The following is a 13589-nucleotide window of genomic DNA, read 5'->3' as shown; positions in this document are numbered from 1 at the left end:
AATTTATTATGAAAAAATTATTAACGAACTTAATTATAAAGTGTCGAAAAAACAAAGCGTTTACATTGATCGAGATGGTTTTGGTCCTATTTATTGTAGCAGCCTTGCTACTGCTCATTATACCGAATATGACAGAACAAGCAAATAATGCAAAAGCGAAGACGGATAAAGCGTTAGTTGAAACAGTTGAAGCACAAAAAAATTTATATTTATTAGAAAATGATGGCCTACAAAGCGTTACAGCTGAAAAATTAGCAAATGACGGCTATATTACTCAAGATCAATTAAATCAATATAATGCTATAAAAAAGTAAATTAGAAAAATTCTAGATGATTAGGAGGGGTAGATCTTGAAAAACAACTTTAAAAGTAAATTGGGATTTACCCTTCTTGAATTAATACTGGTACTATTTACCTTATCATTATCACTAATACTTGCGGTCCCATATGCAAGAGAAGCTAATACTCGCTATGAATCAAAAGTAATGGTGCGTAATGTCATGCAACATTTTGAATATGTACACAAGATGACCGTAGTTCGAAAAGGCGTGTACTTTGTGACTTTTAAAGAAAATACAGTTGAGTTTAGGGGAGATCTAACTAAATCTTTACCAGATGATAAAACTTTTGTATTTCCTGAAGAAACTACTTTTAACAAAATTAATAGAATTACTATCACACCTTCAGGAAATGTGGGTGCACAGACAATTACTTTAATTACACCAACAAAAAATTATGCCATTGTATTTCAATTAACAGGAGGTCGCTATCGAGTTGAAGAAAAATGAATATATACGCTCACAACATACCAATAACAAGTATAAACGGGGTTTTATGTTAGTAGAGTCTCTTATCGGTATCTATTTGATAGGAATGATGGTAGTTTTATTGGTTGCAAATCAACAAATCCAAATCCAGAAATTAGGCGAAAGTGAAGCCGCATTAGCTCGGAGTCGTGAACAGTTTCATCAGTTAAATGCTGTTCAATTTGGCGCTAGTATTCATGAAGGTATTAGCATAGATTTAGCTAGAGGAATGCTGGAGGATCAACGATATGATAAAGTCGAGATATTTAAGATTCAAAACTAACTCAAGACACACAAAACATAAGGAAGGTTTTACTTTACTAGAATTAATTTATGGTTTATTTTTTTATGCACTCATTCAGTTCACTTTTATAGCAGTTATGGGATTAGAAATGGATATTTATCAATACTTTGAAAAAATCGCTTATGATGATTTTGACGTCTTTTCATTTCAATTTTTACAAGATCATAATCAAGCCAAACTGGTCTCTTCAACAGCACACAGTCTTTCGATAATAGAAGATAAAAAAATAGGTACATTTCGTTATCAGAAGGCAAAGGGAAATACTGACTGGATTGTCTACCGATTAAATGGTGGCTACGAGCCTAAAATCCCTAATGCTACTAGTTTAAATATTAAAGCAGTAACATCTAGTAATTATTTGTTTACTGTCATACTATCTGACGGAAAACAGTATCAAGTACTTTTACCTCTAGAAAAAGGTGATAAGTAGATGAGAAAAAGAGGATTTATACTATATACTTCCTTATTGTTCATGTCTATTCTAACTATTATATATTTAGTCAATTTGAGTATGTATAGTAGTCAAATTAAACTGAATGAAGAGATACATGCTTCTTATCAAGCACAAATACTTTCCAGGCTTGCAGTTGAACATATTATCGCTAAGCATAGCCTTGAATCCTCTAAGAGGTTAGAGGATAGAAATAATATGTCAATAGACGAAAGCAAAGAAATAGAAAAGGAAATGAATGGAGCCAAAATCGATTCGAATGATGTAAATCAAGACAAACAATTAGATGAAAAAGATAACATTACAAATGAGACGATATTAGCTAATGGTGAATGGACCAAGTCTTTTAATAAAGGAAGTGTGTATGTAGAACTAAAAAATGGTCAATTTAATACTAGAGTTAAATTAGTAAAAAACAGTTCCCAGTATACCTACAAAGATATACCCTATGATAGGAGAAAAAATAAATAATATATCATGATTAAATGTAAGATAATTTGATACAAATTCAGGGGTGAGTAAAGGCAATTTTCAATAAAAGCTGATATATGCTATACTAATTGGGCTATAAAAGTGGTTCTATTTAGAGAGATAGATTAGTCAATATGAGGTGAAAAAGTTTGGAAAACAGAATAAGTGCTTTGCAAGAAAGCATGGCAGCTGAAGGCATTAATGCATATTATGTCACTGATCCTTTTAACTTAAGATATATCAGTGGATTCACTGGAACAAGTGGTACCGCGTTAATTACTTCTAATAAAGCTTACTTCATTACAGATTTTAGATACAGAGAACAAGCGAAAGCACAGTGTATAGGTTTTGAAATCATCATTGCTGGTGGATCAGCAGCTCATACTAGTCCTTTGAGATTTGTACAATCTGTGGTGGTAAACGAAAATCTGAGTCAATTAGGTTATGAAGAAGAATATATGACAGTTGCGAAGTTCGATGAGCTAGAAGATATTGTTTCTGCTCGATTAATTCCTGCATCTGGTATGATAGAAGCTTTACGTCAGACTAAGGATGAAGGAGAAATTGCTACTATTCAACACGCCTGTGAAATTGCAGATGCAGCTTTTAACCATATCTTAGACTTTATTAAAGTAGGGATGACAGAGATTGAAGTCGCAAATGAATTAGATTTCTATATGCGAAGTAAAGGTGCTAGTGGTGTATCATTTGAAACGATTGTTGCTTCAGGCTATCGTTCCGCAATGCCACACGGTGTTGCTTCTGATAAAATAATTGAAGAAGGAGATATCGTGACCTTGGATTATGGTTGTTACTATAATGGGTATGTCTCTGATATTACTAGAACGATTGCTGTAGGGGAACCTACAAGTAAAATGAAAGAAATATATGATATTGTCTTTCAAGCTAACCAGCTTGTAAATGAGCAGGCTAAAGCAGGCATGACTGGTGAAGAAATGGATGCAATAGCACGTGATTTTATAGCTAGCCATGGATATGGAGATGACTTTGGACATTCACTTGGTCACTCTATTGGTTTAGATATTCATGAGTCACCAAACGCAAGTATGCATAATAAACAAGTATTGAAAGTGAATACGGTTATCACTAACGAACCTGGTATTTATCTAGAGGGTATCGGTGGCGTCAGAATTGAAGATGATTTGATTTTAAAAGAAGATGGTAATAAAGTGCTTACTCACTCACCACGCCATTTGATTATCATCTGATTTAGTGCAAATGAACGAATGCATCCGACTTTTTGAGCCAGGATGCATTTTAATGTGTTATAATTTTGATAGGATTAAATTTTTAGGAGATGTAAATATGATTACAACAAACGATTTTAAAACAGGATTAACGATTCAAGATAACGGAAACTTATTCCGTGTTGTGGAGTTCCAACATGTTAAACCGGGTAAAGGGTCTGCTTTTGTGCGTTCAAAATTAAAAAACTTACGGACTGGCGCATTGTTAGATAAAACTTGGCGAGCAGGTGAAAAAGTAGAAACTGCGCATATTGAAAGTCGCGATATGCAATATCTATATGCGGATGGTGATATTCATGTATTTATGGATAATGAAACGTATGAACAAATAGAAATTCCGGAAAATCAAATTAATGATGAACTAAAATTTATGTTAGAAAATATGGAAGTAAAAGTCATCACTTTTGGTGCCGAAGTTTTAGGTGTTGAATTACCAAAAACTGTAGAATTAGTAGTTACTGAGACTGAACCTGGAATAAAGGGAGATACAGCTTCAGGTGGGTCAAAACCAGCTACTATGGAAACAGGTGTAGTGGTTAATGTGCCGTTCTTTGTTAACGCTGGTGATAAATTAGTCATTAATACCACTGATGGTGGAGAGTATATTTCACGCGCGTAATTTGATATAAGGAGTGAACGACAATGGCTAACAATAATGAAGCATACAAGCAAAATCAGCTGCAATCTACTGGTGCAATTGAAATTGCTCCTCAAGTAATCGAAAACATTGCCGCAGCAACTGCCTTACAAAGTGAAGGTGTTCGGGCAATTAAACGTGCGAATAAGACTATTCAAGATGTTTTCCAACGTGATGCCGGAGTAATCCTTTATCAAAATGATCTAAATGAAATGGTGCTAGATATGTCTGTTGAATTATATTTTGGCTCTGCAGTTATTGCAGTTGCTCAAAATATTCAAACACAGGTAATCGATCAGGTAAAATTTATGACAGATATTACGATTGATGTTGTGAATGTACATGTGACGAACTTATCTATGGAAAAAACAAGTAAATAAATCGTATTAAGGGGAACAAGTATGAAATTAGGGTTATCACAAATTAGAGAACTCGCTGTATTAATATCTTATCAACAAGAGTTCAATCCACAACTTTCTTTAGAAAGTGCCTTCAAGCATATTCTTCAAAATCATAAGAAATTGGGTCAGAAGGTTAACTTTGAAGAATTAACAGAAGAAGAATTTATTGAGTATGAAAACCATGCAATTAAGTTGAAGGATAGTATTGAGCATATTTCAACAAAAAATCATTTTGATAAATTACCGGATGTAACTGAAGATGTGACTGTTCCCGCTTATTTACGTACATTAGTAGAAGGTGTTAAAGCCAATCGCTTTGAAATAGATCAAATGATCGATAACCACATTCATGGTAATTGGTCGGTACAACGTTTAGAGTTAGTAAACCTTCAAATTTTACGCATTGCAGTATTTGAATTATTATTTACGGATAAAGAAACTGTCCCTCGAGTAGTTGCAGTTAATGAAGCAATTGAGTTAGCAAAACTTTATTCAGACGATCGTGCGCGTAAATTTATAAATGGTATTTTATCGAATATCTTAGCAGAATTAAAAGCCAATGAAGATACAAACGATGAGCATAAAACAAATGTAAGTGCTGAGAATATGGTTGAGTAATAGTTTGGAGTGTTAGAGGCCGGGACTTAAGTCCCGGCTTTTTAAAATTCGTGATATATGATGATTAATTTATGTAGGTATAATATCAGTACATGACTGTTATTATAGTGAAACATTCGATATACTTGTTACATTACAAATTGAATAAGGTGGGCAATCATGATAGAAATTCGTTCAAAAGAATTTGTTAAGGTACAAACTGATTTATTAAAACAGAGAGTTAGTGAATTGAAAGATAATGGTATTCACCCAAAGATAGTGATTATTCTTTGTGGTGATGATGAGGCAAGTGCATCATATGCACGAACTAAAACAAAGTTTGCTGATAAAATTGGCGTAGCACATGAATTAATTTCTTGTCCAAATGAAACAACAACTGAGGAATTATTAGCAATCATTAAACGTCTTAATGAAGATAACAGTGTACAAGGCATCATGATTGAAATGCCGCTACCAAAACAAATTGATTTTCAAAAAATCAATGTTGCTATTGATCCGGATAAAGATCTAGATGCTATCCACCCAATACATTTGGGGAATTTGCTAGCAGGTAATCAGAGTCGTGTGCCGAATACACCACTTTCGGCAATTACATTGATGGATGAAGTGAATACAAGTTTCAAAGGTAAGAGAGCAGTAATGATTGGGCGGTCAACTATCGTAGGTAAACCTTTAGCTGAATTAATGTTGCAACGTGGCGCAACGGTTACGCTTGCCCATAGTCAAACCGAAAATATGGCAGAATTAACACGTTCAGCAGATATTATTTGTGTGGCTGTTGGTATTCCAAAATTTTTAACTGCAGATATGGTTTCACCAGGGACTACGGTTATTGATATCGGTACAACTTATGATGAGACTGGTAAAGTATTTGGAGATGTAGACTACGAAAATGTAGCAGAAAAAACACATGCCATTACCCCGGTTCCAGGAGGGGTTGGACCAGTTACTAAGTTAATGGTATTTAAACAGATGATTGATAGACTAGAGGAAGTGACAGATGTTGTCTGACAAAAATTACTTAACGGTTAGTCAGCTGACGCAATATATTGCTACGAAATTTGAAAAAGATCCTTACCTACATCAAGTCTATGTAACTGGTGAAGTGTCTAATTATCGTAAACGGGCGAAACACCAATATTTTTCATTAAAGGATGATCATGCTGTCCTATCGGGTGTCATGTTTGCTAATGCCTTTAACCAGTTAAAGTTTGACTTAGAAGATGGTATGAAAGTATTAGCTATCGGTCGGATAGGTGTATTTAATCAAACGGGGCGCTATCAACTATATATAGACCACCTTGAGCCAGATGGCGTTGGTGCCCTCTACCAACGTTATGAACAATTGAAGCGGCAGCTGACTGAGGAAGGCGTTTTTCAGTTTGATCCCAAACCGATACCACACTTTCCTAAGAATATAGCAGTGATTACTTCACCCTCGGGAGCTGTAATAAGAGATATTATTACTACAGTTAAACGTCGTTACCCGATTGTTCAGCTAACACTTTATCCAACTGCAGTTCAAGGTAAATATGCGGCGGATGAATTAGTGAAAAATTTAGAACGTGTCTCAATACATGGTGAGTATGATACGGTGATTATCGGACGTGGTGGCGGATCAATAGAAGACTTATGGCCATTTAACGAAGAGAAAGTGGTACGTGCCGTTCGTAAAATGAATATTCCTATCATTTCCTCAGTTGGTCATGAAACAGATACGACGCTTGTAGACTTTGCAAGTGACATGAGAGCAGCTACACCAACCGCAGCGGCAGAAATTGCGACACCAGTATTGTCGGATGAATTAATTCGGATTCAAGAATTACAGGCAAGGTTATATCGTGCGCAAGCAAATCGGATCCAATATCTTAATCAGCGATTATTAGAATATCAAAATGCTTATATTTTTAGGCAACCTTTGAGATTATATGAAGGTTACCAACTGAAACTTAGAAACCTACAAGCTCAACTGATCCAGTCTCAAGAAAGTAATATGCGATCACAAAGAATGGCTATCCAACATTTGGACCAAAGTTTATATCAATCAACGCCATTGACTACATTAGGAACTTATCATACAAAAGTGAATTACTTACAGCACCAATTAATCAGTAATCATAGTCAGCAAATAAGAGCTAAAGAGTATCAACTGCAAAAAGCCATTTCACAATTAGATCTATTGTCACCATTGAAACGTATGAGTAAAGGTTTTGCCTACGTAACAAGTAATAAAATGCCTGTAGATTCAATTACTAAGGTGGATATAGGCGATTCATTAGCTATACAATTAGCTGATGGAAAAATTACCGCGCAAATTACTGGAACAGATAAGAAACAATTATCTAAAATTAAAGGAGAATCATAAATGTCTATTGACACCTCAAAATTATCTTTTGAAGAAGCATTAGAAAAATTAGAAGAAATTGTGAATCAGCTCCAAGATGGTGATATCAAGTTGGAAGAGTCGATGGAAGCATTTCAAGATGGTATCGCTTTAAGCAAATATTGTAGCCAAACCCTTGAAAATGCGGAAGAAACGATGACTAAACTGATGTCAGAAAGTGGACAACTCGAAGCATTTGAAGAACCAACAAGCCAAGGGGATGTATGATGAAGGCAACAACTTTCATAGAAAAATATTTGCCAGTTTTAGATGAAGCGATACTTAATGCTGTCGATCAATATGAACAAACACAACCAGAACAATTAAAAGAATCAATGGTATATTCATTAAATACTGGTGGTAAACGTATTCGTCCAATGCTACTATTGGCAACTTTAGAATCTTTAAATACAGATATTCGCTTAGGGTTAAATACGGCTATTGCATTGGAATATATCCACACTTATTCCCTTATACATGATGATTTACCAGCAATGGACAACGATGATTATCGTCGTGGAAAGCTAACAAATCATAAAGCCTTTGATGAGGCAACCGCTATCTTAGCAGGTGATTCTTTACTGACTGATGCGTTTGCGCTGATAGCTAATGATGATTATATTAGTGACAATCAAACGAAAGTGAAATTGATTGCGGAGTTGTCGAAGGCAGCAGGAAGCACGGGTATGATTGCTGGACAAGTAATGGATGTCGATTCAGAAGGCAAACGAATAGATTTGCTTACCATGCAGAATATACATAAACATAAAACTGGTGAACTGATTAGATATGCAATTTTTGCCAGTGCACAAATTGCACAAGTATCTAAAGATGTGGCAATTTTATTAGATGATTTTGCTTGGACCTATGGCGTTGCTTATCAAATTCAAAATGATTTACAAGAAGTAATGTGGACAGACGAAAAAAGAGGTAAGCTTAATCATTCAGATATTGATCTAAATAAAAGTACCTATCCATCTATAATGGGAACTAATGGTGCGTTGACAGCATTGGATGATAAAGTAAATATATGTAATGATATATTAAAACAAATACAAGAAATCGAACCAACTTTTGACCGTGACCTACTAGCAGGTTTCTTGAAGTACTTAAAAATTTAGCGAAATAAATAAGGAGAATAAATGGAGAAAGAGAGAGCTGACATTTTAGTTGTTCGGCAAGGATTAGCAGATTCACGTGAGAAAGCAAAACGTTTTATCATGGCTGGACAAATTTATACTGAAAAAGCCCAGAGAGTGGATAAACCGGGTGAGAAACTATCTGTGACAACAAAATTAACTTTAAAAGGTGAAGATATACCATTTGTATCCAGAGGTGGTTTTAAATTGGTAAAAGCCATGGAAACTTTTGCTATCGATTTCACTGATAAAAAAGTTTTAGATATTGGATCGTCCACAGGTGGTTTTACGGATGTAGCACTACAAAATGGTGCAAGTATGTCTTATGCATTGGATGTTGGTACGAATCAACTAGACTGGAAATTGAGGTCGGATGACCGTGTAGTGGTCATGGAACAAACCAACTTCCGGTATTCAAAACCAGAAGATTTTGTGGCTGGACAACCAGATATTGCAACCATTGATGTTTCTTTTATTTCCTTAGACTTAATCCTACCGCCTTTACGGTCTATTTTAAAAATAAATGGTCAGGTTGCGGCCTTGGTTAAACCTCAGTTTGAAGCAGGTAAAGATAAAGTTGGTAAAAAAGGTATTGTACGAGATAAGCAAGTACATAAAGACGTTATAACTCACACAATGGAAACTGCAATTGGTTTAGGATATGATGTTTCAGGTTTGACCTACTCACCAATTACTGGTGGGTCAGGAAATATAGAATTCTTGATGCTATTAACAAATACAGAAGGTGAACTAGGGAAAATCGATTGTACCATTGATATAAGTGCGGTAATTGAAGAGGCGCATTCGGTTTTTCATTAATGATGGATATCTAAATGGTTAGATAAGGGGAGAGATGTAAATGCTTCAGCATCTTACAATTAAAAATTTTGCGATTATAGAAGATTTAACGATTGATTTTGATACCGGCATGACCGTTCTAACTGGGGAAACAGGTGCGGGGAAGTCAATCATTATCGATGCTGTTGGCTTATTAGTAGGAGGTCGTGGATCAACAGACTTCATTCGCTATGGTAGTGAAAAATTTGATTTACGCGGTATTTTTTATATGCCTGATCTTTCAGATGAAGGACGAGCTATGCTGGTAGATAATGATATACCATTTGATGACGCTCAGTTGATGGTCGTTCGACAACTAGATACTAACGGTAAGAATACGATTAAAGTCAATGGCGTTTCTATGACGGTTAGTATGCTTAAAGCGCTAGGGACACATATTGTAGATATTCATGGACAAAATGAGCATCAAACTTTAATGAATACTAGCAATCATATTCATTTGCTGGATCACTTTGCAAAAAGTGATATCGCTCCTAAGTTGGCTGAGTATAAAGAAGCATATGCTAGTTATCAAGCTGCTAAAAGAAAATTAGATAGTCAGGATTTAAATGAACAAGAAGCAGCTCAGCGGGTAGATCTACTGAAGTTTCAAATAAATGAAATCGAATCTGCTAACTTGCAAGTTGGTGAAAACGAAGCTTTGATTATTGAGCGGGATCAACTACAAAATTTTCAAAAAATTGCGGATGCATTAGGTGCTTCTAATAGTTTATTATCTAATTCAGAATTTAATATTATAGACTTAGTGGGTCAAGTTATTGGGGAATTGGAAACTATTCGCGATTTTGACTCGGCTTATAGTGATTATTACGAGCAAATAACAGGTACTTACTATGCCTTACAAGATATAGCTTCTAGCATTTCAGATCAGGTTGACCAACTACATTATGACCCTAACCGACTAGATGAAATTATCGAACGATTAGCTGTTTATAAAAATCTCACCCGCAAATATGGAGAAAATACAGAAGCAATTTTAGTATACTTGGATAAAGCTAAAGAAGAGTTAAAAGAGTTGGAAAATCGTGAATCAAATCAACAGAAGTTAAAGAACGCTGTAAAAAAAGCACATAGCAATGCATTAGATATAGCACAGAAATTATCTGATAGTAGAAGAGCAGCTATTGATGGATTAGTTAAAGCAATCGAAAGGCAAATGCAAGCACTCTATATGGAAAAGGCCAAATTCCGTGTAGATATGCAACCATTGGCTGAATTAGGGCCAGATGGTATGGATGATGTGACGTTTATGATTGCGACAAACCCTGGAGAGCCATTTAAACCCTTAGTTAAGGTTGCATCAGGTGGTGAATTGTCGCGGTTGATGTTAGCCATGAAAACTATTTTTCAAAATGCATCTGGTGTAACAGCGATAATATTTGATGAAGTGGATACAGGTGTATCTGGTCGTGTGGCACAAGCAATCGCAACTAAAATGTTTGAGATTGCTCTTAAAGCTCAGGTTTTATGTATCACTCATTTACCACAGGTAGCTGCTATGGCAGACCATCAATTATTTATTTCTAAAGAAGAAAAAAGTGATCGTACATATACCAATGTACGATTATTAACAAATGAAGAACGCATAAATGAAGTTGCAAGAATGCTAACTGGGTCAAACATTACCGCAGTTGCAAAAGAGGCAGCAGCAGAGCAGATTGAAGAAGATCGACAATTTAAAGCAAATCTTCGGTAAAATAGAAGGAGTGGGCGCATGAAACCCAAACTAATCGTGATAGCTGGACCGACTGGGGTAGGGAAGACTAGCTTATCTTTAAAATTAGCCAAAGCATTTAATGGCGAAATTATTAATGGTGATTCCATGCAAATATATAAATCCTTAGATGTTGGTACAGCGACACCAACTAAAAGTGAACAAGCAGAAGCAGTACATCATTTAATTTCATATGTTAGAGTTGATGAAGAGTATTCTGTTTCCCGTTTTAAGTCAGACGCAAAGGCGGCGATGGAGGATATTTTAGCTAAGGGTAAAATCCCTATATTGGTTGGTGGAACTGGTTTATATTTGGAGTCTTTCATTTATGATTTGTCATTAGGTGGCGATAACCTAGAGCATCCTAAATTTCGTACGCAAATGGAAAAGTTAGCTAAAAATGAAGGAAACCAGGTTGTTTATCAAAAATTAGTTGATTTAGATCCTAAGGCAGCAGAACAAATTCATCCAAATAATTTAAGGAGAGTTATTCGAGCACTGGAAGTAGGGACTTTTTCAGATAAACTCTTTTCTGACCAGTCAGAAACACATGATAATCATGTTTCTCCTTATGAACTATGTATTATTGCTTTAAATACTGACCGTCAAGTGCTATATGATAGAATTAATAAGCGTGTAGATGATATGGTAAATCAAGGCCTTGTCGAAGAAAGTAAATGGTTATTATCTCAAAATCTAGATAAAAACCAACAATCAATGAAAGCCATTGGATATAAGGAACTATTTCCTTATATCCGTGGAGAGATATCGCTTGATATTGCTTTAGAAGATTTAAAGCAAAATTCAAGACGTTATGCCAAGCGTCAAATAACATGGATCAAAAATCGTTTAACAGATGTGCATTGGGTAGATTTAGTAGCACATCCACAAGATTTACAGGATTTATTAAAACTAGTTGATGATTTTTTAAATACCACTAGTGTGCATTAGCATAGATTTTCGGTTCAGAAGGAGGAAGATGTATGCAAAAAGTTTTATTAGCAGCAGTTCAGACACCTGATATTAGTGACCGTCAATTTGATATGCAAATTGAAGAATTAGAGGAGTTAGTGAACACAGCAGGTGGAAAAGTTGTAGGATTCGTTTCACAAAAACGTGAACGCTATGATGCTAGAACCCTTATTGGTAAAGGGAAAGTAGATGAATTAGCGTCGCAGGCTGAAGTAAAAGAAGCTGACTTAATTATTTTTTACCAACAATTAACACCATCACAAAATAATAACCTTCAACAAGCTGTGGATTTCCCAGTAATTGATCGTATTCAATTAATTTTAGATATTTTTGCTATGCGCGCAACTTCAAAAGAAGGTAAGTTTCAGGTAGCTTTAGCACAAAATGAATATCTTTTACCGCGATTAGCTGGTAACTATAATGCACTCTCCAGACTTGGTGGGGGAATCGGGACAAGAGGTCCTGGTGAAACAAAGATTGAACAAGATCGTCGGGTGCTTCGAAACGATATTCAACGTATTAAGGGGGAGTTAAAAGAAGTTGAAAAACATCGCAGTCGAACTCGTGAGAATCGGGAAAAGGGCGCTATTTTTCAATTGGGTTTAATTGGGTATACAAATGCTGGAAAGTCTACGATTACCAACGCTTTAACTGAAGCGAATACTTTAGAAGAAAATCAATTGTTTGCAACTTTAACACCGTTAACTCGCGTATTTTCGTTAAACAACCACTTTCAAATGTCTATAACTGATACAGTAGGCTTTATCCAAGATTTACCACCACAAATCATTGATTCATTTCATTCAACCTTGGAAGAGAGTAGACAGGTAGACTTGATGTTAATTGTGATTGATGCTTCCTCACCATATGCTAGTGAACAAGAAGCAGTTGTGTTGGATACTTTGAAGCAATTAGATATGTTAGATATACCACATTTATTCGTTTATAATAAGATGGATAAGTTAGATAGCAGTCAAGCTGTTTTAGCTTTTAATCAACCCAATATACAGATTAGTGCTAAGTCTGGTGATAGCATTCAAAATTTATTAGTGGCTATTATCGATGAATTGAAGAAGCAATATGATGAAATTGAAATCTCAGTTTCTCCTAATCAAATTGGTAACTGGATGGGTTTACAAGATCGTATTTATTTTGAAAACTTATCCTTCGATGAGGAAGCCCAAACATACAAATTGCATTTATTTAAGCCTAAATATTTACAATTGCCTAAGCCAAGATAAAAAGTGCTTGACAGAACTTACTATCTTGGTATAAAATTTAGTAGTTGTCATTTAAGATTGGCAGCTTTTGTTAGGATAGCTCAGCTGGATAGAGCAACGGTCTTCTAAACCGTAGGTCGTGGGTTCGAATCCCACTCTTAACATTAATAGAAACCGCTATATATCAACGTTTCGAAGTTGGTGTATAGCGGTTTTATTTATTTAAAAAACTGGTTCTGTGTCAAATAGTGTTGGTGACCAAAAATAAATAATCACAGTTATTTTTTTAATTAAGTTTTTAATAAAGGAGGGGTCATGTTTATTTACAAGATAAGCATGGCCCTTTT

At 35.2% G+C, this 13589-nt stretch carries 17 protein-coding genes and 1 tRNA gene; all 18 read left to right on the top strand.

What is annotated here, in order from left to right; translation table 11 throughout:
* Positions 1 to 8: 8 nt before the first annotated feature.
* The 18 genes from comGC (at position 9) to CJ191_RS03290 (ending at position 13406) form a co-directional block, all read left to right on the top strand.
* The gene (gene comGC, locus CJ191_RS03375) at positions 9 to 314 is read left to right on the top strand and encodes a competence type IV pilus major pilin ComGC (RefSeq protein WP_070468907.1); all 306 of its coding nucleotides are present in this window, start codon (positions 9 to 11) and stop codon (positions 312 to 314) included.
* Between the two features lie 36 nt (positions 315 to 350).
* Positions 351 to 788 (top strand): prepilin-type cleavage/methylation domain-containing protein, encoded by a 438-nt coding sequence (locus CJ191_RS03370; protein WP_070468908.1) that lies wholly within the window; start codon positions 351 to 353, stop codon positions 786 to 788.
* Positions 775 to 1089, top strand: a complete 315-nt coding sequence (locus tag CJ191_RS03365) for a type II secretion system protein (RefSeq protein ID WP_257994114.1) — start codon at positions 775 to 777, stop codon at positions 1087 to 1089. Before CJ191_RS03370 ends, CJ191_RS03365 begins: the two co-directional genes overlap by 14 nt.
* Positions 1055 to 1540, top strand: coding sequence for a hypothetical protein (locus CJ191_RS03360; protein ID WP_102198984.1), 486 nt, complete (start codon positions 1055 to 1057; stop codon positions 1538 to 1540). The genes CJ191_RS03365 and CJ191_RS03360 overlap by 35 nt, the downstream gene beginning before the upstream one ends.
* Complete coding sequence (locus CJ191_RS03355) at positions 1541 to 2032, top strand: hypothetical protein (RefSeq protein WP_070468912.1); 492 nt, start codon at positions 1541 to 1543, stop codon at positions 2030 to 2032.
* A gap of 149 nt (positions 2033 to 2181) precedes the next feature.
* Entirely contained in the window at positions 2182 to 3261 is a 1080-nt protein-coding gene (locus CJ191_RS03350) for a M24 family metallopeptidase (RefSeq protein WP_083272814.1), read from the top strand.
* A gap of 97 nt (positions 3262 to 3358) precedes the next feature.
* Complete coding sequence (efp, locus tag CJ191_RS03345) at positions 3359 to 3919, top strand: elongation factor P (protein ID WP_070468914.1); 561 nt, start codon at positions 3359 to 3361, stop codon at positions 3917 to 3919.
* A 23-nt stretch (positions 3920 to 3942) separates the two neighbouring features.
* On the top strand, positions 3943 to 4317 hold the full coding sequence (locus tag CJ191_RS03340) for an Asp23/Gls24 family envelope stress response protein (protein ID WP_070468916.1): 375 nt from the start codon (positions 3943 to 3945) through the stop codon (positions 4315 to 4317).
* Between the two features lie 21 nt (positions 4318 to 4338).
* Positions 4339 to 4956 carry a transcription antitermination factor NusB gene (nusB, locus tag CJ191_RS03335; protein WP_070468918.1) on the top strand — a complete coding sequence of 206 codons (618 nt, stop codon included), beginning with the start codon at positions 4339 to 4341 and terminating at the stop codon, positions 4954 to 4956.
* Positions 4957 to 5115: 159 nt separating this feature from the next.
* A complete protein-coding gene (locus tag CJ191_RS03330) occupies positions 5116 to 5967 on the top strand; it encodes a bifunctional 5,10-methylenetetrahydrofolate dehydrogenase/5,10-methenyltetrahydrofolate cyclohydrolase (RefSeq protein ID WP_070468920.1) in 852 nt (283 codons plus the stop codon).
* Positions 5957 to 7321: an exodeoxyribonuclease VII large subunit gene (gene xseA, locus CJ191_RS03325; protein ID WP_070468921.1), complete on the top strand. Its 1365-nt coding sequence runs from the start codon at positions 5957 to 5959 to the stop codon at positions 7319 to 7321. The genes CJ191_RS03330 and xseA overlap by 11 nt, the downstream gene beginning before the upstream one ends.
* Positions 7322 to 7567 carry an exodeoxyribonuclease VII small subunit gene (locus tag CJ191_RS03320; RefSeq protein WP_070468923.1) on the top strand — a complete coding sequence of 82 codons (246 nt, stop codon included), beginning with the start codon at positions 7322 to 7324 and terminating at the stop codon, positions 7565 to 7567. It begins immediately after the preceding gene.
* Complete coding sequence (locus tag CJ191_RS03315) at positions 7567 to 8460, top strand: polyprenyl synthetase family protein (protein ID WP_070468924.1); 894 nt, start codon at positions 7567 to 7569, stop codon at positions 8458 to 8460. The genes CJ191_RS03320 and CJ191_RS03315 overlap by 1 nt, the downstream gene beginning before the upstream one ends.
* Before the next feature lie 21 nt (positions 8461 to 8481).
* Positions 8482 to 9297 carry a TlyA family RNA methyltransferase gene (locus tag CJ191_RS03310; RefSeq protein ID WP_070468926.1) on the top strand — a complete coding sequence of 272 codons (816 nt, stop codon included), beginning with the start codon at positions 8482 to 8484 and terminating at the stop codon, positions 9295 to 9297.
* Between the two features lie 40 nt (positions 9298 to 9337).
* A complete protein-coding gene (gene recN, locus CJ191_RS03305) occupies positions 9338 to 11032 on the top strand; it encodes a DNA repair protein RecN (protein WP_102198983.1) in 1695 nt (564 codons plus the stop codon).
* An 18-nt stretch (positions 11033 to 11050) separates the two neighbouring features.
* Complete coding sequence (gene miaA, locus CJ191_RS03300) at positions 11051 to 12001, top strand: tRNA (adenosine(37)-N6)-dimethylallyltransferase MiaA (protein ID WP_102198982.1); 951 nt, start codon at positions 11051 to 11053, stop codon at positions 11999 to 12001.
* Between the two features lie 32 nt (positions 12002 to 12033).
* The gene (gene hflX / locus CJ191_RS03295) at positions 12034 to 13263 is read left to right on the top strand and encodes a GTPase HflX (RefSeq protein WP_070468932.1); all 1230 of its coding nucleotides are present in this window, start codon (positions 12034 to 12036) and stop codon (positions 13261 to 13263) included.
* Between the two features lie 69 nt (positions 13264 to 13332).
* Positions 13333 to 13406 (top strand) — tRNA-Arg (locus tag CJ191_RS03290).
* Positions 13407 to 13589: the final 183 nt, after the last annotated feature.

The sequence above is a fragment of the Aerococcus viridans genome (genome assembly GCF_002871935.1).
Taxonomy (GTDB): Bacteria; Bacillota; Bacilli; order Lactobacillales; family Aerococcaceae; genus Aerococcus; species Aerococcus viridans_B.
This window is presented reverse-complemented; position numbering and strand designations above follow the sequence as displayed.

What these genes read in the sequence shown, in the direction of transcription:
- comGC (WP_070468907.1), top strand. Translation starts at nt 9, where the DNA reads ATGAAAAAATTATTAACGAACTTAATTATAAAGTGTCGAAAAAACAAA.
- CJ191_RS03360 (WP_102198984.1), top strand. Translation starts at nt 1,055, where the DNA reads ATGATAAAGTCGAGATATTTAAGATTCAAAACTAACTCAAGACACACA.
- CJ191_RS03355 (WP_070468912.1), top strand. Translation starts at nt 1,541, where the DNA reads ATGAGAAAAAGAGGATTTATACTATATACTTCCTTATTGTTCATGTCT.
- efp (WP_070468914.1), top strand. Translation starts at nt 3,359, where the DNA reads ATGATTACAACAAACGATTTTAAAACAGGATTAACGATTCAAGATAAC.
- CJ191_RS03340 (WP_070468916.1), top strand. Translation starts at nt 3,943, where the DNA reads ATGGCTAACAATAATGAAGCATACAAGCAAAATCAGCTGCAATCTACT.
- nusB (WP_070468918.1), top strand. Translation starts at nt 4,339, where the DNA reads ATGAAATTAGGGTTATCACAAATTAGAGAACTCGCTGTATTAATATCT.
- CJ191_RS03330 (WP_070468920.1), top strand. Translation starts at nt 5,116, where the DNA reads ATGATAGAAATTCGTTCAAAAGAATTTGTTAAGGTACAAACTGATTTA.
- xseA (WP_070468921.1), top strand. Translation starts at nt 5,957, where the DNA reads ATGTTGTCTGACAAAAATTACTTAACGGTTAGTCAGCTGACGCAATAT.
- CJ191_RS03320 (WP_070468923.1), top strand. Translation starts at nt 7,322, where the DNA reads ATGTCTATTGACACCTCAAAATTATCTTTTGAAGAAGCATTAGAAAAA.
- CJ191_RS03315 (WP_070468924.1), top strand. Translation starts at nt 7,567, where the DNA reads ATGAAGGCAACAACTTTCATAGAAAAATATTTGCCAGTTTTAGATGAA.
- CJ191_RS03310 (WP_070468926.1), top strand. Translation starts at nt 8,482, where the DNA reads ATGGAGAAAGAGAGAGCTGACATTTTAGTTGTTCGGCAAGGATTAGCA.
- recN (WP_102198983.1), top strand. Translation starts at nt 9,338, where the DNA reads ATGCTTCAGCATCTTACAATTAAAAATTTTGCGATTATAGAAGATTTA.
- miaA (WP_102198982.1), top strand. Translation starts at nt 11,051, where the DNA reads ATGAAACCCAAACTAATCGTGATAGCTGGACCGACTGGGGTAGGGAAG.
- hflX (WP_070468932.1), top strand. Translation starts at nt 12,034, where the DNA reads ATGCAAAAAGTTTTATTAGCAGCAGTTCAGACACCTGATATTAGTGAC.